General features: G+C 69.6%; 21 protein-coding genes and 2 rRNA genes. 11 read left to right on the forward strand and 12 right to left on the reverse strand.

Annotated elements, in window-relative coordinates; translation table 11 throughout:
- Positions 1–114: 114 nt before the first annotated feature.
- The 5 genes from NV263_RS07000 (at position 115) to NV263_RS07020 (ending at position 7972) form a co-directional block, all read left to right on the forward strand.
- Positions 115–3191 (forward strand): 23S ribosomal RNA (locus NV263_RS07000).
- 114 nt (positions 3192–3305) lie between these two features.
- Positions 3306–3422, forward strand: a 5S ribosomal RNA gene (rrf, locus tag NV263_RS07005).
- Positions 3423–3585: 163 nt separating this feature from the next.
- Positions 3586–4338, forward strand: a complete 753-nt coding sequence (locus tag NV263_RS07010; protein ID WP_263251743.1) for a type 1 glutamine amidotransferase — start codon at positions 3586–3588, stop codon at positions 4336–4338.
- 52 nt (positions 4339–4390) lie between these two features.
- Complete coding sequence (locus tag NV263_RS07015; protein ID WP_263251744.1) at positions 4391–7435, forward strand: bifunctional [glutamine synthetase] adenylyltransferase/[glutamine synthetase]-adenylyl-L-tyrosine phosphorylase; 3045 nt, start codon at positions 4391–4393, stop codon at positions 7433–7435.
- 27 nt (positions 7436–7462) lie between these two features.
- A complete protein-coding gene (locus tag NV263_RS07020; RefSeq protein ID WP_263251745.1) occupies positions 7463–7972 on the forward strand; it encodes a GNAT family N-acetyltransferase in 510 nt (169 codons plus the stop codon).
- A 9-nt stretch (positions 7973–7981) separates the two neighbouring features.
- Here the strand turns inward: NV263_RS07020 and NV263_RS07025 are convergent, their stop codons facing one another.
- On the reverse strand, positions 7982–9433 hold the full coding sequence (locus NV263_RS07025; RefSeq protein ID WP_263251746.1) for an NF041680 family putative transposase: 1452 nt from the start codon (positions 9431–9433) through the stop codon (positions 7982–7984).
- Between the two features lie 524 nt (positions 9434–9957).
- Here NV263_RS07025 and NV263_RS07030 point away from each other — a divergent pair.
- Complete coding sequence (locus tag NV263_RS07030; RefSeq protein ID WP_263251747.1) at positions 9958–10818, forward strand: SMP-30/gluconolactonase/LRE family protein; 861 nt, start codon at positions 9958–9960, stop codon at positions 10816–10818.
- A gap of 60 nt (positions 10819–10878) precedes the next feature.
- On the opposite strand, the gene glnA is transcribed toward NV263_RS07030, so the two are convergent.
- Positions 10879–12303, reverse strand: a complete 1425-nt coding sequence (gene glnA / locus NV263_RS07035) for a type I glutamate--ammonia ligase (RefSeq protein ID WP_263251748.1) — start codon at positions 12301–12303, stop codon at positions 10879–10881.
- Positions 12304–12510: 207 nt separating this feature from the next.
- Between glnA and NV263_RS07040 the strand changes: the two genes are divergently transcribed.
- The gene (locus tag NV263_RS07040) at positions 12511–12981 is read left to right on the forward strand and encodes an RDD family protein (RefSeq protein ID WP_263251749.1); all 471 of its coding nucleotides are present in this window, start codon (positions 12511–12513) and stop codon (positions 12979–12981) included.
- Between the two features lie 50 nt (positions 12982–13031).
- On the opposite strand, the gene NV263_RS07045 is transcribed toward NV263_RS07040, so the two are convergent.
- The 3 genes from NV263_RS07045 to NV263_RS07055 all read right to left on the reverse strand — a co-directional run bounded on the left by NV263_RS07045 (position 13032) and on the right by NV263_RS07055 (position 15856).
- Entirely contained in the window at positions 13032–13769 is a 738-nt protein-coding gene (locus NV263_RS07045) for a DUF4191 domain-containing protein (protein WP_263251750.1), read from the reverse strand.
- A gap of 100 nt (positions 13770–13869) precedes the next feature.
- Positions 13870–14871, reverse strand: coding sequence for a lipoyl synthase (gene lipA, locus NV263_RS07050; protein WP_263251751.1), 1002 nt, complete (start codon positions 14869–14871; stop codon positions 13870–13872).
- Positions 14872–14920: 49 nt separating this feature from the next.
- Positions 14921–15856, reverse strand: a complete 936-nt coding sequence (locus tag NV263_RS07055) for an oxidoreductase (protein ID WP_263251752.1) — start codon at positions 15854–15856, stop codon at positions 14921–14923.
- A 60-nt stretch (positions 15857–15916) separates the two neighbouring features.
- Here NV263_RS07055 and NV263_RS07060 point away from each other — a divergent pair, with 60 nt between their 5' ends.
- Complete coding sequence (locus NV263_RS07060; protein ID WP_263251753.1) at positions 15917–16762, forward strand: hypothetical protein; 846 nt, start codon at positions 15917–15919, stop codon at positions 16760–16762.
- 57 nt (positions 16763–16819) lie between these two features.
- Here the strand turns inward: NV263_RS07060 and NV263_RS07065 are convergent, their stop codons facing one another.
- Positions 16820–17317 carry a hypothetical protein gene (locus NV263_RS07065; RefSeq protein WP_263251754.1) on the reverse strand — a complete coding sequence of 166 codons (498 nt, stop codon included), beginning with the start codon at positions 17315–17317 and terminating at the stop codon, positions 16820–16822.
- A gap of 113 nt (positions 17318–17430) precedes the next feature.
- Here NV263_RS07065 and NV263_RS07070 point away from each other — a divergent pair, with 113 nt between their 5' ends.
- Together NV263_RS07070 and NV263_RS07075 are read left to right on the forward strand one after the other, a co-directional pair.
- On the forward strand, positions 17431–18048 hold the full coding sequence (locus NV263_RS07070) for a TetR/AcrR family transcriptional regulator (RefSeq protein ID WP_263251755.1): 618 nt from the start codon (positions 17431–17433) through the stop codon (positions 18046–18048).
- A 50-nt stretch (positions 18049–18098) separates the two neighbouring features.
- On the forward strand, positions 18099–19043 hold the full coding sequence (locus NV263_RS07075) for an LLM class F420-dependent oxidoreductase (RefSeq protein WP_263251756.1): 945 nt from the start codon (positions 18099–18101) through the stop codon (positions 19041–19043).
- Between the two features lie 93 nt (positions 19044–19136).
- Here the strand turns inward: NV263_RS07075 and lipB are convergent, their stop codons facing one another.
- The 4 genes from lipB to lpdA form a co-directional block, all read right to left on the reverse strand.
- Complete coding sequence (gene lipB / locus NV263_RS07080; protein WP_263251757.1) at positions 19137–19883, reverse strand: lipoyl(octanoyl) transferase LipB; 747 nt, start codon at positions 19881–19883, stop codon at positions 19137–19139.
- Between the two features lie 46 nt (positions 19884–19929).
- A complete protein-coding gene (locus NV263_RS07085; protein WP_263251758.1) occupies positions 19930–20817 on the reverse strand; it encodes a TIGR01777 family oxidoreductase in 888 nt (295 codons plus the stop codon).
- A gap of 91 nt (positions 20818–20908) precedes the next feature.
- Positions 20909–22660: a 2-oxoglutarate dehydrogenase, E2 component, dihydrolipoamide succinyltransferase gene (gene sucB, locus NV263_RS07090; RefSeq protein WP_263251759.1), complete on the reverse strand. Its 1752-nt coding sequence runs from the start codon at positions 22658–22660 to the stop codon at positions 20909–20911.
- A gap of 51 nt (positions 22661–22711) precedes the next feature.
- The gene (lpdA, locus tag NV263_RS07095; RefSeq protein WP_263251760.1) at positions 22712–24082 is read right to left on the reverse strand and encodes a dihydrolipoyl dehydrogenase; all 1371 of its coding nucleotides are present in this window, start codon (positions 24080–24082) and stop codon (positions 22712–22714) included.
- A gap of 257 nt (positions 24083–24339) precedes the next feature.
- On the opposite strand from lpdA, the gene NV263_RS07100 reads away from it, so the two are divergent.
- On the forward strand, positions 24340–24690 hold the full coding sequence (locus NV263_RS07100; RefSeq protein ID WP_263251761.1) for an oxidoreductase: 351 nt from the start codon (positions 24340–24342) through the stop codon (positions 24688–24690).
- On the opposite strand, the gene NV263_RS07105 is transcribed toward NV263_RS07100, so the two are convergent.
- Together NV263_RS07105 and NV263_RS07110 are read right to left on the reverse strand one after the other, a co-directional pair.
- On the reverse strand, positions 24691–25176 hold the full coding sequence (locus NV263_RS07105; RefSeq protein ID WP_263251762.1) for an OsmC family protein: 486 nt from the start codon (positions 25174–25176) through the stop codon (positions 24691–24693).
- Positions 25177–25258: 82 nt separating this feature from the next.
- Positions 25259–26752, reverse strand: coding sequence for a leucyl aminopeptidase (locus tag NV263_RS07110; protein ID WP_263251763.1), 1494 nt, complete (start codon positions 26750–26752; stop codon positions 25259–25261).
- Positions 26753–26839 lie beyond the last annotated feature (87 nt).

Consider the following 26839-nt stretch of genomic DNA (forward strand, 5'->3'; position numbering starts at 1 on the left):
GGGGTGGGTGAAATGGTCCGCTGTTGGGTGTCTGAGGGAACAGGCCTGCGTGGTGTGGGTGTGTTGTCTTGGGTTGTTGTTTGAGAATTGTATAGTGGGTGCGAGCATCTTTGTGGCCAAGTTATGTAGGGCACATGGTGGATGCCTGGGCACCAGGGGCCGATGAAGGACGTGGGAGGCTGCGATAATCCTCGGGGAGTTGTCAACCGAGCTGTGATCCGAGGGTGTCCGAATGGGGTAACCCAGCCCGAGTGATGTCGGGTTACCAGCATCTGAATGTATAGGGTGTTGGGGGGAACGCGGGGAAGTGAAACATCTTAGTACCCGTAGGAAGAGAAAACACTGGTGATTCCGTGAGTAGTGGCGAGCGAAAGCGGAGGAGGCTAAACCGTGCGCGTGTGATACCTGGCAGGGGTTGCGTGTGCGGGGTTGTGGGATGCCACTGGGGAGAGCTGTCACTCTCTCAGCTTGGGTGTGTGGGTTAGTCGAACAGGTTGGGATGCCTGGCCGGAGTGGGTGAGAGTCCCGTAGGTGAAAGCCTGCATGCTGGGTGTGGTGGTTGTCCCGAGTAGCAGCGTTTCCGTGGAGGGCGTTGTGAATCTGGCGGGACCACTCGCTAAGCCTAAATACTTCCTGGTGACCGATAGTGGATAGTACCGTGAGGGAATGGTGAAAAGTACCCCGGGAGGGGAGTGAAAGAGTTCCTGAAACCGTGTGCCTGCAATCCGTCAGAGCCTTTGGGTGATGGCGTGCCTTTTGAAGAATGAGCCTGCGAGTTGCTGCTGCGTGGCGAGGTTAACCCGGTGTGGGGTAGTCGGAGCGAAAGCGAGTCTGAAGAGGGCGTTGAGTCGCGTGGTGCAGACCCGAAGCGGGGTGATCTACCCATGGCCAGGGTGAAGCGCGGGTAAGACCGTGTGGAGGCCCGAACCCACCAGGGTTGAAAACCTGGGGGATGAGTTGTGGGTAGGGGTGAAAGGCCAATCAAACTCCGTGATAGCTGGTTCTCCCCGAAATGCATTTAGGTGCAGCGTCGCGTGGTGCTTGGGTGGGGTAGGGCGCTGGTTGGTTGATGGGCCTTCGCGGGTTACTGAGATCAGCCAAACTTCGAATACATCTGAGTTGAGCGTGGCAGTGAGACGGCGGGGGAGAAGCTTCGTCGTCGAGAGGGAAACAGCCCAGAACATCGGCTAAGGCCCCTAAGTGTGCGCTTAGTGGGAAAGGATGTGGGATTGCTGAGACAACCAGGAGGTTGGCTTAGAAGCAGCCATCCTTGAAAGAGTGCGTAATAGCTCACTGGTCAAGTGGTCCTGCGCCGACAATGTAGCGGGGCTGAAGCGTACCGCCGAAGCCATGTCAATGAGCCCGTGTGGTTTGTTGGGTAGGGGAGCGTCCTGCATGCGGTGAAGCATCCGGGTGACCGTGGTGTGGAGTGTGTGGGAGTGAGAATGCAGGCATGAGTAGCGAGTGCAGAGTGAGAATCTCTGCCGCCGGATGACCAAGGGTTCCTGGGGAAGGTTCGTCCGCCCAGGGTGAGTCGGGGCCTAAGGCGAGGCCGACAGGCGTAGTCGATGGAGAACGGGTTGATATTCCCGTACCCGTGTGCATGCGTCCATGGTGAATCCTTTGAGACTAACCATCCGCTTGCTGGAGTGGTTTTCGGACTGTTCTGGTGGGTGCATGGGACCTGATGGGGTAGTAGTCAAGTGATGGGGTGACGCAGGAGGGTAGCTCTGCCAGTGAGTGGTTGTACTGGTGTAAGCCTGTAGCCCGGTGTGTAGGGAAATCCGCATGCCGTTGTGGGTGAGGGGTGATGCGTAGCCGTGGTGGTGAAGTGAGTGATCCCATGCTGCCGAGAAAAGCCTCTAGCGAGTGTGTGCACGGCCCGTACCCGAAACCGACACAGGTGGTCAGGTAGAGAATACCGAGGCGGTCGGGTGAACTGTGGTTAAGGAATTCGGCAAATTGCCCCCGTAACTTTGGGAGAAGGGGGGCCACTGCTGGTGAACGCCCGTGCGGTGGGAGCTGGTGGTGGTCGCAGAGGCCAGGGAGAAGCGACTGTTTACTAAAAACACAGGTCCGTGCGAAGCTGTAAGGCGAGGTATACGGACTGACGCCTGCCCGGTGCTGGAACGTTAAGAGGACCCGTGAACCCCTTTTTTGGGGTGTAGCGGAGAATTTAAGCGCCAGTAAACGGCGGTGGTAACTATAACCATCCTAAGGTAGCGAAATTCCTTGTCGGGTAAGTTCCGACCTGCACGAATGGCGTAACGACTTCTCCGCTGTCTCGACCACAGGCCCGGTGAAATTGCAGTACGAGTAAAGATGCTCGTTTCGCGCGGCAGGACGGAAAGACCCCGGGACCTTTACTATAGCTTGGTATTGGTGTTTGGTTCGGCTTGTGTAGGATAGGTGGGAGACTGGGAAGCGGTCACGCTAGTGGTCGTGGAGTCGTTGGTGAAATACCACTCTGGTCGTTCTGGGCATCTAACCTGGGTCCGTGATCCGGATTGGGGACAGTGCCTGGTGGGTAGTTTAACTGGGGCGGTTGCCTCCTAAAGGGTAACGGAGGCGCCCAAAGGTTCCCTCAGCCTGGTTGGCAATCAGGTGGTGAGTGTAAGTGTATAAGGGAGCTTGACTGTGAGACTGACGGGTCGAGCAGGTGCGAAAGCAGGGACTAGTGATCCGGCACTGGCTGGTGGAAGCGGTGTCGCTCAACGGATAAAAGGTACCCCGGGGATAACAGGCTGATCTTGCCCAAGAGTCCATATCGACGGCATGGTTTGGCACCTCGATGTCGGCTCGTCGCATCCTGGGGCTGGAGTTGGTCCCAAGGGTTGGGCTGTTCGCCCATTAAAGCGGCACGCGAGCTGGGTTTAGAACGTCGTGAGACAGTTCGGTCCCTATCCGCCGCGCGCGTAGGAGACTTGTGGAAGGCTGTCCCTAGTACGAGAGGACCGGGACGGACGAACCTCTGGTGTGCCAGTCGTACCGCCAGGTGCGTGGCTGGTTGGCTATGTTCGGGAGGGATAACCGCTGAAAGCATCTAAGCGGGAAGCCTGTTCCGAGATGAGGTCTCCCACCCCTTTTTTGTGGGTTAAGGCTCCCAGTAGATGACTGGGTTGACAGGCCAGATGTGGAAGCGCAGTAATGTGTGGAGCTGACTGGTGCTGATAGGCCGAGGACTTGTCCACGAAGACGCTACGTGCCCACTATACGATTCTGGGACAACAACCCAGGGGTTGTTGTTGATAGTTGAATAGTCACCATGGTTTTCCCCACCCGGTGTGTGGGTGGGGGTGTGGGTTGTTGGTGGTTTGAGCGGGGAGGGTACGCCCGGTCCCATTCCGAACCCGGTAGCTAAGTTCCCCAGCGCTGATGGTACTGCACTCGGTAGGGTGTGGGAGAGTAAGACACCGCCAACACTAAACAGAGAATGGGTGGGGTGGGTGTGACCACGCGGTCACACCCACCCCACCCACTTTTTTATGCGCCCAGGTCGCCGGATGGTCCTGAGTTCGGGTGGCCGTGGGATCTTTCCGGGTTCGATCTTGGTGGCGTCGGGGTGCTGGGACGTAGGCTGCGCGTATGGGTGGTGTGCCGATCCTGGTCGTTCAGCCTTCGAAGTTCGACCCGCCGGGGCGTCTGGGAGAGTGGCTGCGAGAGGCCGGAGCCGACGTCGATGTCGTCCTGCCCGCGGATCAGTCGTTGCCCGACGACGTCGAGGCGTACCGGGGCGTGGTCGTGCTCGGTGGCGAGATGGGTGCGTTCGACGACTCGGAGCATCCCTGGTTGGCGGACGTTCGGTCGTTGTTGAGCCGGGCAGTCACCGCCGAAGTGCCGGTTCTGGCGATCTGCCTCGGTGCGCAGTTGCTCGCTGCGGTGACCGGGGGGCAGGTGCGAGCCGCGCGGAAGGGCCCCGAGGTGGGACCGGGGCTCGTCGCCAAGCGGGATGTCGCGGCTGATGATCCGTTGCTGGGGCCGGTCCCGTTGACGCCCGACGTCCTGCAGTTCCACGTCGACGAGATCGCTGTCTTGCCACCTTCCGCGCAGTTGTTGGCGTCCTCCCCGAAGTCCGAGAACCAGGTGTTCCGAGTCGGTTCCTGCGCTTACGGGTTGCAGTTCCACATCGAGACGACCACGGAGACCGTGCTGGAGTGGAGCCGGTTGCGGCCGGAGCTCGCCGACGCCGCGCGTCCCGGCTCGCTGGAGCCTGAGCGGCTCGACGAGGTGCACGACGATCTCGCCGAGACGTGGCAGCCCGTGGCGGAGCGCTTCGTGCGGTTCGCCGCCGCGCCGCCGGAGGAACGTACTCCTCGGAGGTTCCTGCCGCTCGCGTGATCACGTGGTGGTGGGTTCGAACCCGGTTGGTGGACAGGACTACCGTTCTGACATGGCCAACAGCAGCTCGTCTCGATCGGGTTCGGCTCCTTCTCCCGCGCGCTACGGGTTCAGCGATGTCACGCGTGCCGAGGAACAGCTGAGACGAGCAGGTTGGTGGTCCGAAACCGGTCCGGCCGATTCCGAGGCGATCGTGGTGGCGTTGTCCCGGTGCCCCGACCCGGACCTGGCGTTGCACTCCGTCGACCGGTTGCGGGAAGCAGCGGAAGCGGAGTGGGCGGAGATCGCCCGGGGCCTTGCCGAGGACGTCGGTCTGCGGGGGCGGTTGTTCGGCGTGCTCGGGACGTCCACGACCTTCGCCGATCATCTCGTCGCGCATCCGGAGCACTGGCGTCGGCTGCGCTCCGGCGATGACGTGCCGGGCACGCTCGACGATTTCACCGACGAACTGCTGCGTGCGGTGCACGCCGAAGGGGGCAGCGGGGAAGCCGGCACCGCGGACGGTCCGGTCGCCGCGGTGCGCGGTGCCGAGGCGGTGAGCGCGCTGCGCGCCGCATACCGCGGTGTGCTGCTCGACATCGCCGGGCGCGACATGGCCGGGATCGTGGAACCGTCGATGCCTGCGGTGGAATGCGAGGACACCGCCGCCGTCCTGTCGGACGTGGCGGTCGCCGCTCTGCGCGCGGCGTTGGCCGTGGCCGTGGCCGAACTGAAATCGTCCGGTGTGGACGAACTGCCGCGGCTGTCGGTGATCGCCATGGGGAAGTGCGGCGGGCACGAGCTCAACTACGTCAGCGACGTCGACGTCGTCTTCGTCGCCGACAGCGAGGCCGACATCCAGAACGCGACCAGGCTGGCGAGCCTGATGATGCGGACCGCGGGGGAGTCGTTCTTCGAGGTCGACGCCGCGCTGCGACCGGAGGGCAAGCAGGGGGCGCTCGTGCGGACCCTCGACGGGCACCTCAGCTACTACCGCAGGTGGGCGCGGACCTGGGAGTTCCAGGCGTTGCTGAAAGCCCGTCCGGTGGCCGGGGACGCCGAGCTCGGGGAACGCTACCTGCACGCCGTGCAACCGCTGGTGTGGACCGCGGCGGAGCGCGAGGACTTCGTCGCCGACGTGCGGTCGATGCGCCGGAGGGTCGAGAACCACGTGCCCGTCGACCTCTCGGAGCGGGAGCTCAAGCTGGGGCGAGGTGGGCTGCGCGACGTCGAATTCGCGGTGCAGCTGCTGCAGATGGTGCACGGCCGCAGCGACGAATCGCTGCGCTCACCATCCACATTGGACGCATTGCGAGCGTTGGGGGAAGGCGGGTACGTGGCGCGGACCGACGCCGCGGACCTGGTCGACTCGTACCGGTTCCTGCGAACCGTGGAACACCGGCTCCAGCTGCGCAGATTGCGGCGCACACACCTGTTCCCGGCGTTCGACGACAGCGATGCGTTGCACGTGCTGGCCCGGTCGGTCGGCCTGCGTTCGTCGGGCCGCAACACCGCCGGGCAGGCGCTCGTCGCCGAGTTCCGGCGGCACGCCAACCGGGTTCGGCGTCTGCACGAGAAGCTGTTCTACCGCCCGTTGCTGGAAGCGGTGGCCAAGGTCCCCACCGAGGCGCTCCGGTTGACCACGTCGGCGGCGTCGGAACGGCTGGCCGCGCTCGGCTACCTCTCCCCGCAGGGTGCGTTGCGGCACATCGAGGCCCTGACATCGGGAGTCTCGCGGCGCGCGAGCATCCAGGGCACCCTGCTGCCGATGCTGCTGGACCTGCTGGCCAGGACACCCGATCCGGACGGTGGCCTGCTCGCCTATCGGAAGGTTTCCGAAGCGCTGGCCGAAACCCCGTGGTACCTGCGGCTGCTCCGGGACGAGGGCGTGGTGGCCGAGCGGCTCGCGCAGCTGCTCGGTACCTCCAAGCTCGTGCCGGAACTGCTCATCCGGGCACCGGAGGTGCTGCGGCTGCTGTCGGACACCCGGGCCCTCGCCGAACGCGACCCGGACGAGGCGGCGACGTCACTGCGCAGCGCCGTCTCCCGGTACACCGAGCCGCAGCGCGCCGTGTCGGCGGCGCGTTCGCTGCGGCGGCACGAAATCCTGCGCATCGCCTGCGGTGACCTGCTGGGGCTGATGCAGCCGACCGACGTGTTCCGGGCGCTGTCGAGCATCTGGGCCGCCGTGCTGGAATCCGCGCTGGACGTGTCGGTGCGCGACGTCGCCCGCCGTTCGGGCGAAGACGTGCCGGCGCGCATCGCCGTCATCGGCATGGGGCGGCTCGGCGGTGCCGAACTGGGCTACGGTTCCGACGCCGACGTCATGTTCGTGTGCGAACCCGTCGAAGGCGCCGAGGAATCCGCGGCGATCCGGTTCGCGACCACGGTCGTCGAGCAGGTGCGGCGCCTGCTGGGAGCGCCGAGCCAGGATCCGCCGTTGGAAGTCGACATCGACCTGCGGCCGGAAGGCAGGCAGGGAGCACTGGTCCGCACCCTCGACTCCTACCTCGCCTACTACCGCCGGTGGAGCGAGGCGTGGGAGTCGCAGGCGCTGTTGCGGGCTCGTGCCGTGGCAGGCGACCGCGACCTCGGTGAGCGGTTCTGCCGCGCGGTCGACCCGATCCGCTACCCCGAAGGCGGCCTGGACGACGCGAAGGTGCGGGAGATCCGGCGGATCAAGGCGCGGGTCGACTCCGAGCGGTTGCCGCGCGGCGCCGATCCGGCCACCCACACCAAACTCGGCCGGGGTGGGCTGGCCGACGTCGAATGGACCCTGCAGCTGCTGCAACTGCGCCACGGGCACGAACATCCGCAGCTGCGCACTCCGTCGACCGTGGACGGGCTGCGCGCGGCGGTCCGCGCCGGGCTGCTCGACGCCGGCGACGCCGACGAACTCGTCGAGGCGTGGACGCTGGCGATGCGCGTCCGCAACGCGGTCATGCTGGTGCGCGGCAAGCCCGGCGACCAGTTGCCCAAGCAGTTGCGCGAGCTGAGCGCGGTCGCGGCGGCGCTGGGCTATCCGGCGGGCGTCGACGCGGGCGAGGTCGTCGACGACTACCTGCGGGTCACCCGGCACGCGCGGTCCGTGGTGGAGCGGGTTTTCTACGAGTCCTGATCGCGTTCTGCGGTCTAGGGTGCGGCTATGACAGCTGACCGGATCCGGCAGGCGAGGGAAAGCGACCACCCCGCGATCGTGGACGCGATCGGGCGGTGGTGGACGGACTCGCGGAGCCCGGAGCAAGCCCGGGAACTGGCGTTGCTGGTGCCCAGGCTGTTCCTGCAGCACTTCGCCGGCACCAGTTTCGTGGTGGACGGCGACACCGGCCTGGCGGGGTTCCTGGTCGGTTTCCTCTCCCACGATCGGCCGGACGTCGCCTACATCCACTTCGCGGGCGTGGACCCGCGGCGTCGGCGCAGCGGTCTGGCACGGCGGTTGTACGAGGCGTTCTTCGACATCGCCGCGCGCGCCGGGCGCAACCGCGTCCACTGCGTCACCTCGCCGGCCAACACCGGGTCGATCCGGTTCCACCGCGCGATGGGCTTCGAATTCGTCGCGGGAGACGGCGAAGTCGGCGGAATTCCCGTGCACAGCAACTACGACGGAGCCGGGCACACCCGGGTGTGCTTGTCCCGGCGGCTCCCGGCGCGCTGAGCTTGGTTTTTAACCTTGTCGTCTGGGTTTGGTGCCCTTGTTGTGGTGGGTGGGGCGTTGGTAGGCCTCGCCGGTGGTGAGGATGCGTCCGACGTTATGGCGTGGGGCGCGGCGGCGGTTTGTTGAGCCGGGTGGTCGTCCCGGGCCGGGCCGGGTGGGTTTCGGTGCGCCCGCTGGCGAGGGGGTCTTCGTGCGCAGGTTCCGAAAACCCCGCCGGATGCGGGCGGGCGTGAGCCGCTCGGGTGGGGCTGGTTTCTCCCAGGGGCGCCGCAGGTCGGCGGTCAGTGGCCGGGCGAGGCGAAGCTGGGTGTGGGCGGTGATGATCAGCCAAGTCCAGCGGTCGGCGGCTTCGGGGTCCCGCAGTTTCGGGACGGTCCAGCCGAGGGTCTGTTTGAACAGGCGGAAGGTGTGTTCGATGTCGAAGCGGCGCAGGAATGCCTGCCAGCAGCGATCGATGTCGGCGGCGTCCAGGTCGATTGCGGAGCACCACAGCCACACCGGTTTGGCTTGGCCGCCACTGGGAAGGCGATCGACGGTGAGCCTGATGAGGGTGCCTTCGATGATCGGCAGTGGACCCTGGTGTCCGGTCCAGGCGGCGCGGCTGGTCAGGCGGGGATGGAGTCGGTTCCAGGCTTGTGCGGTGGCGGTGCCGTAGAGCCGGGTGGGGGTGCGGGTGATGACGTGTTCGTCGCCCCAGGAAGCCGGGTCACGGAAGATGAATTCGCCGCCGTGTCGGGCAGGCCGACCGCGCGCGCCGGGCATTCGGGCCGGAGCGGGCCTGCGCAGGACGCGGTCTGAACGCATCCGGCCGAGAATCTGCACCGGCAGCCCACCCAGCAGGTGGGCGACGCGCGGGGCGTCATACCCCGCATCCAGCACCACCAGAATCTCCGGATCGCCGGGCTGCCAGTGGCCGGCTGCGATGAGCCGCTCGACGACCTGGCGGATCTGCACCGTGGTCACCGCCGCGACATCGCAGCCCGGCTGCAGCCGGATGGCGTCCAGCAGCGCGGTCCACGACGTGCGGCCGGCCTCCAGCGCGGCGACGATCGAGTACGGCCAGCCGGGGATCATCAGATGCTGGTCTCTGCCGCGACCGTAGGTGTGACAGAACGAGCGGTCCGGGGAGGTATTGGCATCGGGCCGCACCCAGGGGGACACATCCACCGCCAGCACCAGCCGCCCGTCGGCCGCTCGGGGCAGCGGCAGACCCGCCAGTGTCGTCCGCAACCGCTCGATGTCGATCCGGCCGCAGTTCATCGCGTCATACAACGCGCCGTGCCCGCGCCGGTGCTCCGGCGCCAGCGACAACCCCACCAACGACCGCACCGGGCCATCGGTGCACAACACCGCCTCGGCCAGCTCGAACAACGCATCCGCCCGCGCGGTCAGACACGCATAGAACTCCTGGCGGAACCTGACCAACTCCCCGAGCGCAGCTTCGCGATCGGGATCATGCACACTGACCATCGCAGCCCTTGGGTTGATCTTCTGTCTGTGGCAAGAGGAATGATCAACCAAGGGCTGCTTTCATGATCAACCGGGCCCCTGCTACCAGCGGTAGAGGTTAAAACTCAAGCTGAGAGCCTGTCTCTGAACTCGTTTTGGGTGGCGGTGCCGGTGGCGGAACCTCAGCAGCCGTCTCGACTGCGGAAGCCCCTCCTGATGTATGTCCGATACACGGCGGAGGGGCTGTCCTCGCGAGACGGCCGCTGAGAACCCGCGGCGGTGCCGGTTGCTTGCGTACTCACCGAAAGAGAAAGCGGCTGGCGCCGCTTGCCACACCCCTTCCGGGAGCAAGTTCAAAGACAGGCACTGAGCCCGCCTGGGCGAGCCGGGGGAGATGGTGCTGGTCCGGACGGTGCAACCGCCGTGAGTTTCCACTGTGGACAGTCCGGACGCCAACCCGCTCGGCGGTGTCCGCCCGTCGTGCTCGGCAGTAACCTGTCGCGGCCAGGGCGTGTTGTCGCGGATGGGGGCCGCCGATGTCCGACGAATTCGAGCTGCTCGTCAACAGACAGGCGCTGCACGGTTCGAGCCCGCTGTGGATGCCCGCCCTCAACTGCGTGTACTGGGTGGACCTGCTGCGGCGGGAACTGCACACCTACCACCGGGACTCCGGGGCCGACGAGGTCGACGTGCTGCCCGCGGCGGTGACCGCGCTCGGTGCGAGCCGGAACGGGCAGCTGATCGCCGCCACTGAACACGGCTTCGCTCGCGTGCACCTCGGACGTGCCGCGCTGGAACCGGTGGTGCAGGTGCACAACGGCGACCGGATGAGCGGCGGGACGTGCGATCCTGCCGGGCGGTTCGTCGCGGGTACCACCACCCACGTGGACGAACCGCAGGGCAGCGCGTTCTACGTGCTCGACGGCAACCGGGCTCGGCTGCTCGCGCGCGGCTTCACGGCGACCCGCGGCATCGCGTGGAGCCCGGACGGCGGCCGGATGTACGCGGTGGATGCCCGGGTGATCCGGGTCTACGACTACGACCCGGACCGGGCCAGGGCCGTGGCGGGCAGGCAGTGGGTGCTGGTCGGGGAGTCGGAAGGCAGTCCGGAGGGCATCGCGGTGGACGCCGACGGCTGCGTGTGGGTCGCGATGCAGTGGACCGGTCGCATCCACCGCTACGCGCCCGGCGGTGAGCTGGAAACCGTGCTGTGGGCGCCGACGCGGCGGGTCACCAGCCTGGCGTTCGGCGGTGCGCGGTTGGAGGAGATGTACGTGACGTCGGCGTGCTTCGGCTACGACGAGCAGTCCATGCTCACCGACCCGTACGCCGGGGCGCTGCTGCGGTTCCGGCCCGGCGTGACCGGCACGACGCCGCCTCCGTGGCGCGGCATCTGATCGGCGAAGGGGCGGGTGGTCCACAGTGGACCACCCGCCCCTTCGCCGACGGCAAGCCGATCAGACGTCGAAGTACAGCGCGTACTCGTGCGGGTGCGGCCGCAGGCGGATCGGGTCGATCTCGTCCTCCCGCTTGAGCCGGATCCAGGTCTCGATCAGGTCCGGGGTGAACACGCCGCCTTCGAGCAGGAACTCGTGGTCGGTCTCCAGGTTGTCGATGACCTTGGCCAGGCTGTCCGGCACCTGCGGGACGTTCCTGGCCTCCTCGGGCGGCAGCTCGTAGAGGTCCTTGTCGATCGGCTCGGCCGGCTCGATCTTGTTCTTGATGCCGTCCATGCCGGCCATCAGCATCGCGGCGAACGCCAGGTACGGGTTGCCGGACGGGTCCGGGCAGCGGAACTCGACGCGCTTGGCCTTCGGGTTCGAGCCGGTGATCGGGATGCGCATGCAGGCCGAGCGGTTGCGCTGCGAGTACACCAGGTTCACCGGCGCCTCGAAGCCCGGCACCAGGCGGTGGTAGGAGTTCACCGTCGGGTTGGTGAACGCCAGCAGGCTCGGCGCGTGGTGCAGGATGCCGCCGATGTAGTAGCGGGCGGTGTCCGACAGACCGGCGTAGCCGGACTCGTCGTAGAACAGCGGGGAGCCGTCCTTCCACAGCGACTGGTGGCAGTGCATGCCCGAGCCGTTGTCGCCGAACAGCGGCTTCGGCATGAAGGTGACCGTCTTGCCCTGCTGCCAGGCGGTGTTCTTGATGATGTACTTGAACAGCTGCAGGTCGTCGGCGGCGTGCAGCATGGTGTTGAACTTGTAGTTGATCTCCGCCTGGCCGCCGGTGCCGACCTCGTGGTGGGCGCGCTCGACGGTGAAACCGGACGCGATCAGCTGCTGGGTCATCTGGTCGCGCAGGTCGGCGAAGTGGTCGTACGGGCTGACCGGGAAGTAGCCGCCCTTCATGCGGGTCTTGTAGCCGCGGTTGCCGCCCTCCTCGTCGCGGCCGGTGTTCCACCAGCCCTCGACCGAGTCGACCTCGGCGAAGGTCTTGTTCGCGGCCTCGCCGAACTTCACCGAGTCGAAGATGTAGAACTCGGCCTCGGCGCCGAAGAACGCGGTGTCCGCGATGCCGGACTCGGCCAGGTACTGCTCGGCCTTGCGCGCGATGTTGCGCGGGTCGCGGCTGTAGGGCTCCAGGGTGAACGGGTCGTGCACGAAGAAGTTCAGGATCAGCGTCTTCTCCGCGCGGAACGGGTCCACCCGAGCGGTGTAGGGGTCGGGCAGCAGCAGCATGTCCGACTCGTGGATGGACTGGAAGCCGCGCACCGAGGAACCGTCGAACGCCAGGCCCTCGGTGAAGGTGTCCGCTTCGAACGCGGCGGCGGGTACCGTGAAGTGCTGCATGACGCCCGGCAGGTCGCAGAACCGGACATCGACGAACTTCACGTCCTCGTCGGAGATGAAGCGCAGGACCTCGTCAGGATTCTTGAACAACCTCGGTGGCTCCTTCACGCACTCGTACAGCTCACCGACGTCACGCCGAAAACCACCGCCCGCCGGCTCGCGAACGACGGTATGACACCGGTGTTGCCCGGTCGTCACCCATGTGTTTCGCGGGTGTTAACGCACGTCTGATCGGGTGGCCGGGCTTGCGCGGCGGCCGCCGGTGGTGCATGGGGACCGGGACGTACCCTGGGTGACGTGCGTAAAGTCATCGGCTCGTGGCTGGACGGCCCGAGAGCAGCGTTGCACGACGCGCGGGAGAGGGCCGACGAGGACCGGCCGCGCTGGCGGGGCGAGCGCATGGGCCTGCCGCAGGACGGTCCCGGCTCGGCGGCGCCGCTGGGCAAGCGCTTCGCGGCCTTCCTGATCGACCTGGTCCTGGCGACGCTCATCACCGGTGCGTTCACCGTGCCGAAGCTCCCGGGCGACTGGAGCGTGCTCACCTGGTTCGTGATCACCGTGGTCCCGGTGAGCTTCTTCGGCGCGACCCCGGGCATGGCCGCGTTGCGCATCTGGGTGGCCCGGGTGGACGGCGCCGCGATGGTCGGTCCGCTGCGCGCGGCCCTGCGCTGCGTCCTGACGTTCCTGATCATCCCGGCCGTGGTGTGGAACTTCGACGGCCGGTCCTGGCACGACCGGATGTCCGGCACGATCGTGCTGCGCCGCTGACACGACGACGGGCCCGGGACGCGTCCCGGGCCCGTCCGACGTGCGGTCCCTCACTTGGCGCGGCGCGCCGCCCGCTGCACGTTGCGCATCTTGGCGCCCTGCGGCAGCGGCCCCTTCGGCATGGCGTTGCCCCCTCGGCTGGCCAGCGCGGCGAGCCGGTTCTCCAGCGAGTCGATCTGGTTCGGCCCGATGTTGCGAGGCAGCTTCATGATGTGCGTCTGCAGCTTCCGCAGCGGGATCTGCTTCTCGTCGTCGCCGTTGCCGACGAAGATCTCGTAGATCGGGGTTTCGCCGACGACCCGGGCGACCCGCTTCTTCTCCTGCGCCATGAGCGACTTCACGCGGTGCGGTGCGCCTTCCCCGACGAGCACGACGCCCGGACGGCCGATCACCCGGTGCACGGCGTCGAGCTGGCTGGTCCCGGCGACCGCCTGGCTGACCACCCACCGGCCCCGGAGGTTGTCCAGCGCCCAGCCGGCAGCACCCGGTTGCCCCTCCGCCTTGCTGAACACCGTCGCCTGCACGCGGCGGCCGAAGATGATGACGGCGGCGAGCACGCCCAGCGCCAGGCCCACGGGCAGGAACATCCACTGCAGGCCCCAGATCATGCCGAGCAGGAACACCACGACGGCCACGCCGACGAACGCCCCGAGCATCAGCGGCAGGAGGAGCTTGTCCTCCCGGCGCTGCATCTTGAACGCCTCGAAGATCTGCTTGACGCGGGCCAGCGCCGCCCCGCGCCGTTCCTTGGCCGCCGCTTTCTTGGCGGCCTTGTCCTGCTTGGCCATGGTTTTCAGGATACGGCTGTGCTCGGCACGGGTGCAGGCGCGGTCCGCAGCCCGTGACCGAGATGTGAGGACGGCCGCTCGCGCCCCGCCTCCGGCGGGCTCAGCGGGTCAGGAGGCTGGAGGCTTCCTGGGCGGCGGAACCCGCCTCGGCCAGGTGCTTCAGGTTCTCCGGCAGGGGCATGCCGCGGTGGACCGTGGCCTTGGCGAACAGCCGTCCCGCGCGGTAGCTGGAGCGCACCAGCGGTCCGGCCATGACGCCGGGGAAACCGATCTCCTCGGCGGCCTTGGTGTGCTCGACGAACTCCTCCGGCTTGACCCACCGGTGCACCGGCAGGTGGCGCGGGCTGGGCCGCAGGTACTGCGTGATGGTGATGATGTCGCAGCCCGCGTCGTGGAGTTCCTGCAGCGCGGGGCGGACCTCCTCGGGCTCCTCGCCCATGCCCAGGATGAGGTTCGACTTGGTCACCAGCCCGTCCTCGCGGGCCCGGGTGAGCACCTCCAGCGACCGCTCGTAGCGGAACGCCGGGCGGATCCGCTTGAACAACCGCGGAACGGTCTCGACGTTGTGCGCCAGCACCTCCGGACGGGAGCCGAACACCTCGGCGAGCTGGTCCGGGTCGGCGTTGAAGTCGGGGATGAGCAGCTCCACCCCGGTGCCCGGGTTGAGCGCGTGGATCTGCCGGACCGTCTCGGCGTACAGCCAGGCGCCGCCGTCGTCCAGGTCGTCCCGGGCGACACCGGTGACCGTGGAGTAGCGCAGGCCCATCGCCTGCACCGACTCGGCCACGCGGCGCGGCTCCTCGACGTCGAGCTCGGCGGGCTTGCCGGTGTCGATCTGGCAGAAGTCGCAGCGCCGGGTGCACTGGTCACCGCCGATGAGGAAGGTGGCCTCCCGGTCCTCCCAGCATTCGAAGATGTTGGGGCAGCCCGCCTCCTCGCAGACGGTGTGCAGGCCCTCGCGGCGGACCAGGCCCTTGAGCTCCTTGTACTCCGGGCCCATCCGCGCGCGGGTCTTGATCCACGACGGCTTCTTCTCGATCGGCGTCTGGCTGTTGCGGACTTCCAGCCGCAACAGCTTCCGCCCCTCCGGCGCGACACTCACGCTCCACAGGCTACGCCCCGCGGCAAGCCGTCCAGCGGCGCGATCCGCCTCACTCCGGGTCCGGTTGCACGCCGGTCAGCTCGGCGGTCGCGGCCCAGAGCCGACGCGCGGTCCGCTCGTCGAGCGCGGCGCGGCGCATCCGGGCGCGGGCCGGGTGGCCGCGGCTCTCGCCGAGCCCGCTGGGTCCGAAGTAGTCGCCCCCGCGCACGTTCGGGGCGGTCGCGGCGTAGAGCTGCGGCAGGGCGCCCTGCGACGCCGGTTGCAGGACCAGCCGCGAAGCGAGGCCCAGCAGGGAGTGCACCGCGGCGGGCACGCGCCGGAGGCGGGCGGAGTTGGTGGTCAGCTCCGTGTCGCTCATGCCGGGATGGGCGGCGGCGCTGACCAGGTCCAGGCCGGCGCGTCGGGCGGCGCGGTGCAGTTCCTGGCTGAACAGCAGGTTCGCCAGCTTCGACTGGGCGTAGGCGCGCACCGGGTCGTACCGGCGGGCGGTGAAGTTCAGGTCGTCGACGTCCAGGCCGCCGCCGCGGTGGGCGAGGCTGGAGACGGTGACGACGCGGGCACCCGGCCGGTTGCGCAACGCGGGCATGAGCAACCAGGTCAGCGCGGCGTGCCCGAGGTGGTTGGTGCCCAGCTGCAGCTCGAAGCCGTCCCGGGTGCGGCGCCGCGGGGTCGCCATGACGCCCGCGTTGTTCATCAGGACGTCGAGCGCGTCACCGGTGCGGTCGCGGACCTCGGCGGCGGCCCGGTGCACCGAGGCGAGATCGGCGAGGTCCAGTTCGACGAGTTCGGGAGACGTCGCGGCGGAGGCGGCGACCTCGCGGAGCGCCGAGCGGCCCCGCTCGGCGTCCCGGCAGGCGAGCAGCACCCGGGCGCCGCGCTGGGCGAGGGCCGTGGCGCTGTGCAGTCCGAGCCCGGAGTTCGCGCCGGTGATCAGCACGGTTCGTCCGGTCTGGTCGGGGATGTCGGCTGTGGTCCACCTGGCCATGGCGGAAACCTACTCGGAGTAGGCCCAGCGGGGAAGGGCGCGCGGGCATACTGCTGCGCCGTGTCGACGAGATCGTGGATCGTTCGCCTCCGCTGGGCGCCGTGGTGCCGCCGGGTGCGCCTCGCCGTGGCCACGCGCAGGTTTCCCCGACTGGTCGAAGGACCGCTGTCGGTCGCGATGCGCCTGCTGTGGCTGCCGCTGTTCGCCGCGGTGCTGCTGGGCTGTTGGGCGGAGCTGCTGGTCGTGCTGGTCCTGCTGCCGCTCGTGCTGATCGCCCGGGCGTCGGGGCTCGGTTCGTGGTGGGTGGACGTGCGCGCGCACGGCCGGCGGGTCGGCGCGGTCCGCGTCCACGGGTACCGGGCCGCGCGGCGGTTGCGGCGCGGTCTGCGCGAGCACCTGAGCACCCGCGAGTCGATCGATGGCGCGGAACGGCTGCTGCACGCCGAGCAGGCCGAGTTCCGCCCGGTGCGGATCGACGAAGCGCGGTGGTGGGCCACGATGCGCTCGTACTACCCCTACGGGCGGCGGCGGTGGTTCCCGTGGCAGCGCCGGTTGTCGTTCCTGGCCGCGTTGGACCGGATCCCGGACGGGCTCGGCGACGATCCGGTCTCGTTCCTCATCGCGATCCCGTTCCTGCTGCTGTTCGCGCTCCTGTGCACCGGAGCGGCGGTCGAGCTCGCCGTGCTGGTCGTGCTGTTGCCGGCGGTCGTCCTGCTCCGGCTCGGCCGCGCGCTGCCGTGGCCGGTCGAGCGCGTCGTGGCCGGTGGCGCGGAGGTGCGCTCCGAGGTGCGCGGGCTGCTCGCGTCGGTGCGGGCGAGACGCGCGCTGGACGCCGAACTCGCGCGCACCCCACCACCGCCGAACCTGGTCGGCCGAGTCCGCGCGGAGCCCGCGCGGACTCGATGACCGCACGGATTCGGGCCCCTGGCCGGTGGCGGTGGGGTGCGGGCGCCCGCGAGCGGATCAGAAGCTCGGGATCAGCCTGCGGAGCCGGTTGACCTGACAGGCGGCGGGCGCCGGTCCGGAGGCGTCCGGCGTGGCCCGCAGCAACCGGACGAAGGCGGCGCCGACGCGGTCGGCGTCGGACTCGCCCGGTTCGGCCAGTCCGGCGGCCAACGCGAGCAGCCGGTGCTCGCGCTCGCGGCATTCCCGCAGGTCGGGGTCGGTGTCGTGGTGATCGAGCACGGCGCGCAGCACGGGGTTCTCGGCCGCGGTGCGCCGCCACGCGGTGGTCACGGCCTGGACGCGGTCGTCGAGCGGGGAGTCCTCGGTCTCGACCAGCGCGATGCCGATGCGCCCGGTGAGCAGCTGCGTCCACTTGTAGTGCAGGGCGCGCAGCAGTTCGGTGCGATCGGTGAAGGGCGGTGGCGTGGTGGCCGGAGCGCCGGACGGGTCCCGGCGGGCGGCGTCGAGGACGGACTGGATCGCGTGTTGCCGCTGGTGGAAGTCGTTCCAACTCATGGCGTCGTCTCCGGGCAGAACGGTCGTACCCTGGGTGTGCGGCATACCGGGAGTATGTCCACGACCGACGGTACCACGAGTCCGTACCGGCGGTATGTCATAGGGTTGTGAACATGGCGACAGCCCGACCCCGACGCGTGGAGTACTCGGAGAGCACCAGGCAGGCCCTGGTGGACTCCGCCGTGGCCCTGTTCACCGAGCACGGGTACGCGGGTACGTCGCTGGACGAGATCGCCCGGCGGGCCCGGGTCACCAAGGGCGCGCTCTACCACCACTTCGGCGGCAAGCAGGCGTTGTTCGAGGCGGCCTTCGACGCCGTGGAGACCAACGTCGTCGCCCGGCTGGCCGGTGTGGTGTCGGGCCCGGGCAGTCCGTGGGAGACCACGCGCGCCGCTCTGCAGGCGTTCCTGGAGGTCTGCCTGGAGCCGTCCTACCAGCGCATCGTGGTCCAGGAGGGGCCTGCCGTGATGGGCTGGGAGCGGTGGCGCGAGGCCGAGGAGGGCTACACCTTCGGCGTGGTCCGCGAAGCGGTCGCTGGCCTGGTCGAGGCGGACGAGATCGAGCCCCTCCCGATCGACGCGCTCGCGCGGGTCGTGTTCGGGGCCCTGTCGGCGGGAGCCACCGCCATCGCGGGTTCCGCCGATCCGCAGCAGTCGCGGGCCGAGGTCGGCGAGTGCGTCGAGCGCGTCATGAACGGGCTCCGCAAGGGCGAGAAACCGGCCTGCTGCTGACGAACCGGCGGCACGACGCCGGATTCCGGGCCCGACTAGCCTCGGGGGCCGTGGACGAGAACTTCAAGCTCAGGATCTTCACCGAGCCGCAGCAGGGCGCGACCTACGACGACCTCCTGCGGGTCGCCAAGACCGCGGAGAACGCCGGCTACGACGCCTTCTTCCGCTCCGACCACTACCTGAAGATGGGGCCGGTCACGGGTGAGCCGGGACCGACCGACGCGTGGGTCACGCTCGCCGGTCTGGCGCGCGAGACCAGCGGGCTGCGGCTGGGCACGCTGATGACCGCCGGGACGTTCCGGCTGCCCGGGCCGCTGGCCATCGCGGTCGCCCAGGTCGACCAGATGTCCGGCGGTCGCGTCGAGCTCGGGCTCGGCACCGGTTGGTACGCCGAGGAGCACACCGCCTACGGGATCCCGTTCCCGTCGCTGAAGGAGCGGTTCGACCGCTACGCCGAGCAGCTGGAGATCATCACCGGGCTGTGGGGCACCCCGGTCGGCGAGGCGTTCGCGTTCGACGGCGAGTACTACCAGCTGGCCGACTCGCCCGCGCTGCCCAAGCCGGTGCAGCGCCCCCGCCCGCCGGTGCTGATCGGCGGCACCGGCAAGAAGCGCACGCCGCGACTGGCCGCGCGGTTCGCCGACGAGTTCAACCTGCCGTTCGTCGACCTCGACACCGCCGCCGCCCAGTACGAGCGGGTCGCCGAGGCGTGCCGCGAGATCGGCCGGGATCCGGGCGAGGTCGTGCGGTCGGCGGCCCTGGTGCTGTGCGTCGGCAAGGACGACGCGGAGATCGCCCGCCGGGCCGAGGCCATCGGCCGCGAGGTCGACGAGCTGCGGCTGAACGGTCTGTGCGGCACGCCCGCCGAGGTGGCCGACAAGATCGGCACCTGGCGGGAGCGCACCGGCATCACCCGGCTCTACCTGCAGGTGCTCGACCTGTCCGATCTGGACCACCTCGAACTGGTCGCCGCCGAGGTGGCGCCGCAGCTGTGAGGTCCGCCGGGGCCCGGCGTCCACAACGGACCGGGTCGGGAATTCGCGGTGCTCGCGCGGATTCCCGACCCGGCAGCTGACCACCCGGACCCGTCAGCGCAGGCTCGGGTCCAGGGACAGGGTCACGCCCGCGGCGGTCGGCTGGTTGCGGGGGATGAAGCGCTCGGTCACCGGGATGTCGCCGTCGAGCGCGGCCGGCACCGCCTCGCGGACCAGCTGCAGGGCTTCCGACACCGGCACGTCGCGACCGGTCTCCGCCGACAGCGAGGTGGTGCCCGCGTCCCGGATGCCGCACGGCACGATCCGGTCGAACTCGGCGAGGTCGGCGTTGCAGTTGAGCTCCAGCCCGTGCATCGTGACGCCGCGCTGGACGCGGATGCCGATCGCGGCGATCTTGCGCTCCGGTCGGGAGTCGTCGGCGGGCAGCCACACGCCGCTGCGTCCCTTGACCCGCCCGGCCGGAAGGCCGAACTGGTCGCAGACCTGGATCAGCGCCTGTTCGAGGCGGCGCACGTAGTCGACCACGTCGATCGGATCGGTCAGCTGGATGATCGGGTAGCCGACCAGCTGACCGGGACCGTGCCAGGTGATCTTCCCGCCGCGGTCGACGTCGATGACCGGCGTCCCGTCCTGCGGCCGGTCCTCCGGCTCGGTGCGCTTGCCCGCGGTGTAGACCGACGGGTGCTCCAGCAGCAGCAGGGTGTCCGGGTTGGTGCCCGCGCTGCGTCCGGTGGCCAGTTCCTTCTGCAGGTCCCAGGCGGACAGGTAATCGATGGTTCCCAGCTCGCGCACGTCGACGGGGTCCGACGAAGCGCGACACGATTTTTCGCCACGACTCACGGCGCCAGGCTACGCCTGCCCGTCACGGCCTCGCGGACCTGGGCTTTCACCCCGCCAGGGCGCTCGCCAGGGCGGCTGCCAGCGCCGGGTGCTGGAAAGTGAAGCCGTGGCCCTCCAGCACCGTCGGCAGCGCCCGCTGGCCCGCCAGCAACTCGTCGGCCATCTCGCCGAGCACCAGGCGCAGCACCGGTCGCGGCACGATCCACGGCGCCGGGCGCCCCAGCGCCTCGGCCAGCACGCGGGTGAACTCCGCGTTCGTCACCGGCGCCGGACCGGTGAGGTTGACCGGCCCGGAGATCTGCGGGTGCTCCAGCACGAAGCGGATCGCCGAGACCTCGTCGTCCAGCGAAATCCACGGCATGTACTGGTCGCCGGAGCCCAGCCGCGCGCCGAGCGCCGCCGCGAACAGCGGGCGCAGCCGCGGCAGCAGGCCGCCCGAGGACGTCAGCACCAGGCCGGTCCGCAACCGGACCACGCGCGTGCCCGCGTGCGCCGCCGGTTCGGTCGCGGCCTCCCACCGGCTGCACAGGTCGGCGAGGAAACCCGTGCCGGCCGGGAAGGCTTCGGTGACCGGCTGCGGACCGGTGTCCCCGTAGACCCCGACCGCCGAGGCGTTGGCCAGCGTCGGCACGCGGTGCCGCGCCGCGGCGTCGGCGAGCACCGAGGTCGGGCGCACCCGCGTGTGCACCAGGGTGCGCTTGCGCTCCGGGGTCCAGCGCCGATCGCCGATGCCCGCGCCGCACAAGTTCACCACCGCGTCGGCACCGGCGAGCGCGTCCCGGTCGAGCTGGCCGCTGGCGGGATCCCAGCCCCGTTCGTCAGCGGCCAGCGGCAGGCGACGGACCAGTCGCACGACCTCGTGCCCGGCGTTGCGCAGCGCGGGCACCAGCGCCGAGCCGATCAGCCCGGACGCCCCGGCCACCACCACGCGCATGCCACCGATCGTCCCGCACTCGGCGAGGACCCGCGAGGACGGAGAAGGGCCGCTCACCAGGCGGTGAGCGGCCCTTCTCCGGTGCTGCGCGTCAGAGGCCGAGATCGGCCTCGAAGGCGCCCTCCTCCAACCGCTGCTTGAGCGTGCTCAGGAAGCGGGCGGCGTCCGCGCCGTCGACGAGCCGGTGGTCGTAGGACAGCGCCAGGTACGCCATCGAACGGATGGCGATGGTGTCGCCGCCGTTGCCGTCGGAGACCACGACGGGGCGCTTGACGACCGCGCCGGTGCCGAGCATGCCCACCTGCGGCGGGTTCAGGATCGGCGTGTCGAACAGCGCACCGCGGCTGCCCGTGTTGGTGATCGTGAACGTGCCGCCGGACAGCTCGTCTGGCTTGATCTTGTTGTTCCGGGTCCGCGCCGCCAGGTCGGCGATCTTGCGGGCCAGCCCGCCGAGGTTGAGGTCCCCGGCGTCGTGGATCACCGGCGAGACCAGGCCGCGGTCGGTGTCCACCGCGATCGACAGGTGCTCGGCCCCGTGGTAGGTGACTTCCTTGTTGTCCTCGTCCACGGAGGCGTTCAGCTTCGGGTGCAGCTTCAGCGCCTCGGCCGCGGCCTTGGCGAAGAACGGCAGGAAGCTGAGCTTGACGCCCTCGGACGCCTCGAAGTTGGCCTTGGCCCGCTCCCGCAGCCGGGCGATCCGGGTCACGTCGACCTCGACCACCGTGGTCAGCTGCGCCGCGGTCTGCAGCGACTCGACCATCCGGCGGGCCAGCAGCTGGCGCAGCCGGGACATCTTCTGCGTGGTGCCGCGCAGCGCCTGGGCCTCCTCGGACGGCTCCGGCAGGCTCGGCGCGCTCGCCTGCTGCGCGGCCGGAGCAGCGGCCTGCGCCGGGGCAGCGGCAGCGGGGGCCTTCGCGGCGTCGATGGCTGCCTGCACGTCCTGCTTGCGGATCCGGCCGCCGACACCGCTGCCCTGGATCGCGGACAGGTCGATGCCGTGCTCGTTGGCCAGCTTGCGCACCAGCGGCGTGACGTACGGCGTGGTGCCGTTCGACCGGACGGCCTCGGACTCGGCCGGAGCGGCCTGCGCCGGGGCGGAGGGAGCCGGAGCGGCCTGGGCCGGGCTCGGCTGGGCCGGTGCGGCGGGCTGCTGCGGGGCCTGCTGCTGCGGCGCGGGTTCGGCCTTCGGCGGTTCCGGCGCCGGAGCGGGCTGCTGCGGAGCAGCCGGGGCGGCACCCTTCTCGCCGATGACCGCGAGCTTGGCGCCGACCTCGACGGTCTCGTCCTCACCGGCGGCGATCTCCAGCAGCGTGCCGCCGATCGGGGAGGGGATCTCGGTGTCGACCTTGTCGGTGGAGACCTCCAGCAGCGGCTCGTCGACCTCGACGCTGTCGCCGACCTGCTTGAGCCACCGGGTCACGGTGCCCTCGGTGACGCTCTCGCCGAGCGCGGGCATGGTGACGTCGGTGCCCTGCGCGGCGCCACCGGACGGGGCCGGTGCGGCGGGCTGCTGCGGGGCTTCCTGCTGTTGCGGCGCGGGCGCCGCCGCCTCTTCCTGCTGCTGCGGGGCGGGCTGCTCGGCCGGGGCCGCGGGGGCGGACTCGCCGGCGTCGCCGATCAGGGCGAGCTCGGCGCCGATCTCAACGGTGTCGTCCTCCTGGGCGATGATGCGCTGGAGGACACCGGCCGCGGGCGAGGGGATCTCGGTGTCGACCTTGTCGGTGGAGACCTCCAGGAGGGGCTCGTCGACCTCGACGGTGTCGCCCTCCTGCTTGAGCCACCGGGTGATCGTCCCTTCGGTGACGCTCTCGCCGAGTGCCGGCATCTGAACGGAGAAGGCCATCTGTTGCTGACTCCTCGTGTGTGGCGGGTGCTGGCTGACTTCGTGCCGACGTCAGCCGTGCACGTGCAGCGGCTTGCCGGCCAAGGCGAGGTGGGCCTCGCCCAGTGCTTCGGTCTGGGTCGGGTGGGCGTGCACCAGCGGGGCCACGTCCTCGGGCAGGGCCTCCCAGTTGTAGATCAGCTGCGCCTCGCCGATCAGCTCGCCGACTCGGTCACCGATCAGGTGCAGGCCGACGACCGGCCCGTCGGCGGCGCGGACCAGCTTCACCGCGCCCGAAGTCTTGAGGATCTGGCTCTTGCCGTTGCCGGCCAGGTCGTAGGTGAAGGTCTCCACGGAGCCGTACTGCTCCTTGGCGGCGGCCTCGGTCAGGCCCACCGAGGCGACCTCGGGGTGGCAGTAGGTGACGCGCGGGATGCCGGCCTCGTCGATCGGCTGCGGGTTGAGCCCGGCGATGTCCTCGGCGATGAAGATGCCCTGCTGGAAGCCGCGGTGCGCCAGCTGCAGGCCCGGCACGATGTCGCCGACCGCGTAGACGCCGGGCAGGTTCGTGCGCAGCCGCTCGTCGGTGCGCACGAAGCCGCGCTCCATGTTCACCCCGGCTTCCTCGAAGCCGTGGCCCGCGGTGTTCGGCCCGCGGCCGACGGCGACCAGCAGCAGGTCGGCGTCGTAGGTCTCGCCGTTCTCCAGGCTGACCGACACCCCGGAGTCGGTCTGCGTGGCACCGGTGAACTTGACCCCGGTCTTGAACTTGATGCCGCGCTTGCGGAAGGCGCGCTCCAGGCGCTTGGAGGCGAACTCGTCCTCGTTGGGCACCAGGTGCGGCAGCGCTTCCACGATGGTCACGTCGGCGCCGAAGGAGCGCCACACGCTGGCGAACTCGACGCCGATCACACCGCCGCCGAGCACGACGACCTTCTCCGGGACGAAGTCGAGGTTGAGCGCCTGCTCGCTGGCGATGACCCGGCCGCCCAGCTCCAGGCCGGGCAGCGTCTTGGAGTACGAACCGGTGGCCAGCACGACGTTCTTCCCGGTGTACCGGGTGCCGTCGACCTCGACGGTGCGGGCGTCCACCAGCGTGCCCGCGCCCTCCACGAGGGTCACCTTGTGCGCCTTGGCCAGCCCCTGCAGCCCCTTGTAGAGACCGGCGACGATGCCGTCCTTGTACTTGTTGACGCCGTCGATGTCGATGCCTTCGAGGGCCGTCTTGACGCCGAACTGGTCGGCGTCGCGTGCGGAGTCGGCGACCTCCGCGGCGTGCAGCAGCGCCTTGGTCGGAATGCACCCGCGGTGGAGGCAGGTGCCACCGAGCTTGTCCTTTTCGATGAGGACGACGGACAGGCCGAGCTCGGCCGCGCGGAAGGCGCAGGCGTAGCCGCCCGAACCGCCACCGAGAACGACTAGATCGGCGGACGTGTCGGTCACTTCGCACTCCTCGACAGGCAACGTTGACTCGTGACGGCGCCGCGAGACCTTCAGACCCCAAGGTCAAGGGCACCTGAGAGCCATCTTGTCACCACCCGATGGGTCGATGCGACGTGGGCCGTGTGATAGGCCCCGCCCTCTGTCGGAGATCACAGTGGACACGTGAGGCCGTTTCGGGGAATTCGGGGCGGCCCCCGACCGCGCGGTGGCATCATCACGAGCGGGTGATGGATGCACCCTGGTGAGGGAGGCAGCACGTGGGCCTGTTCGACCGGTTGCGCGGTCGGCGGCGTCCCGCGGTCGGACGCGGGGCCCGCCACTCGCGGGACATCGCGCACCTCATCGACTGGGCCGCCAGCCACCGCGGTGTCGAGGGGTACCTGGAACCCCGCACGACGGTCATCGAGACCACGCTGGTGCTCATCGCCCACGATGGCGAGTGGACCCGACGCCGCGTCGACGGTCCGGCCGCGGCGCACAAGCTCGCCCACCGGCTGGGCATCCCGTGCTACGAGGTGGCCAAGGTCGGCTACCCGCAGCGGATGCGCGACTACCTGGCGCGCCAGCGGATCCTGCGAGAGCGGCGGCGCCGCGGGACCGACGGCTGATCAGTTCGCCACGCGCGCGGTCGGTTCGCAGCGGACCGGGAACGTCACCGAGCGGGCCACGTAGCACAGCTCCTGGGCCCGGGGGTGCAGCGCCTGCGCCACCTCGACGCTGGACCGGTCGGCCACGGTGACCTCCGGGGTGAGCACGACCTCCTCGAACTGGCCCGAACCGTCGGGGTTCTCGGTGAGGACCCCGCGCGCCTGATCGTGGTAGCCGGTGACGACCACCCCGCTGTCGGCCGCGAGGTGCAGGAACCACAGCATGTGGCACTGCGACAGCGACGCGACGAGCAGCTCCTCCGGGTTGTACCGCTCTGCCTCGCCGAGGAAGACCGGGTCCGCCGAGGCGTCGATCGCGTTCTTGCCCTCGGCCCGCACCTCGTGGGTGCGCGCGTAGCCGCGGTAGCTGGTGGTGCCCTGCCCGGTGTTCCCGGTCCACACCACGTCGACCCGGTAGTCGTGGCGCGCCGGTTCGGTATCCGTCATCGGCCCATCCTGGCACCGCGCCGCGGTGGCGTGGTCATCTGTTTGAGCGACAGATCACAACCACGCCACCGCGTCGGAGCAATCAGCCGTGGTCGGCGATGTCGGCGAGCACGGCCGCCAGGGTGCGGACCGGGACGCCGGTGCCGCCCTTCGGCGTGTAGCCCCACGGCGAGTTGCTGTTGTAGGCCGGGCCCGCGATGTCGATGTGCGCCCACTGCACGTCGCCGGTGACGAACTCGCGGAGGAAGACGCCCGCCACGAGCATGCCGCCCCAGCGGTGCCCGGTGACGTTGGCCAGGTCGGCGAGCTTGGAGTCCAGGTCGCCGCGCAGCTCGTCGGGCAGCGGCATCGGCCAGCCGCCCTCCCCGGTGGCCTGGGACAGCCGGGCCACGCGGTCGCGGAACTCCTCGCTGCCCATCACGCCCGGGGTGCGCTTGCCCAGCGCGACGACCTGCGCGCCGGTGAGCGTGGAGGTTTCGACGAGGTAGTCGGGCTCGTCCTCGCAGGCGCGGGTGATCGCATCGGCCAGGATCAGCCGGCCCTCGGCATCGGTGTTGAGCACCTCGACGGTCCGGCCGCCGTACATGGTCAGCACGTCACCGGGCCGGTAGGCGGTGCCGGACGGCATGTTCTCGGCCATCGGCACGGTCGCGGTGATCTCCAGCGGGTAGTTCAGCCGGGCCGCCAGCACCATGGTCGCGATCACGGCCGCCGCCCCGGACATGTCCGAGGTCATCTCGTCCATGCCGGCGCCGGGCTTGAGCGAGATGCCGCCGGTGTCGAAGGTGATGCCCTTGCCGATCAGCGCGACCTTCTTCGTCGCCTTCGGCCCCTTGTGCCGCAGCCGCACCAACCGCGGCGGCCGGGAGGACCCGGCGCCGACGCCGAGGATCCCGCCGTACCCGTGCTTGCGCAGCGCCGCCTCGTCGAGGACCTCGACCTCCAGGCCCGCGGCGCGGCCGAGTTCGGAGGCGCGCTCGGCGAAGCTGGCCGGGAACAGGTCGTTGGGCGGGGTGTTGATGAAGTCGCGAGCGGTGTTGACCGCCTCGGCGATCGCCCCGGCTCCCTTGAGCGCGTGGTTGCCCGCCGCGTCCTTGGCGTCGTCCACCACGAATTCCACTTCGGACAGCGGCGCGTCGCCGGTCTCCGACTTGTACTGGCTGAACTTGTAGGAGCCCAGCACCGTTCCCTGCACGGCCGCGGACAGGTCGAGCGCGGACAGGGTGGTGGCGGCGCGACCGGTCCCGGCCAGCGCGCGGGCCACCGCGCCAGAGGCTCGCCGCACCGCCTCCGCGGGCACCGCGCCGTCGCCGTCCGGCTTGCCCAGGCCGACGGCGACCACGACGTCGGCGCGCAGCTTGCCGCCGGCGGGCAGCTTCACCACCTCGTCGGCCTTGCCGGTGGCGCCCAGCGATGCCAGCACCTTCGCCAGATCACCGTCGAACGCGGCGGCGACCTGCTCGGTTCCGGGAGCGAGTTCGACGCCGTCCGAGCCCTGGACGGTGCCGACGACGATCGCGTCCGCGGTCAGCTTGGCGGCCGCGGCGTCGGTGAGGGCGAGTTTCGGGGTGGTCACGTGGTCATCCTCCGGCCTGCTACTGCGATGCTCTTTTCCGCACTCTAGAACGCCCGGCCACGCGCGGGCCCGACCAGGCGGCCCGCC

Source organism: Saccharopolyspora rosea (genome assembly GCF_025643595.1).
GTDB lineage: Bacteria > Actinomycetota > Actinomycetes > Mycobacteriales > Pseudonocardiaceae > Saccharopolyspora > Saccharopolyspora rosea.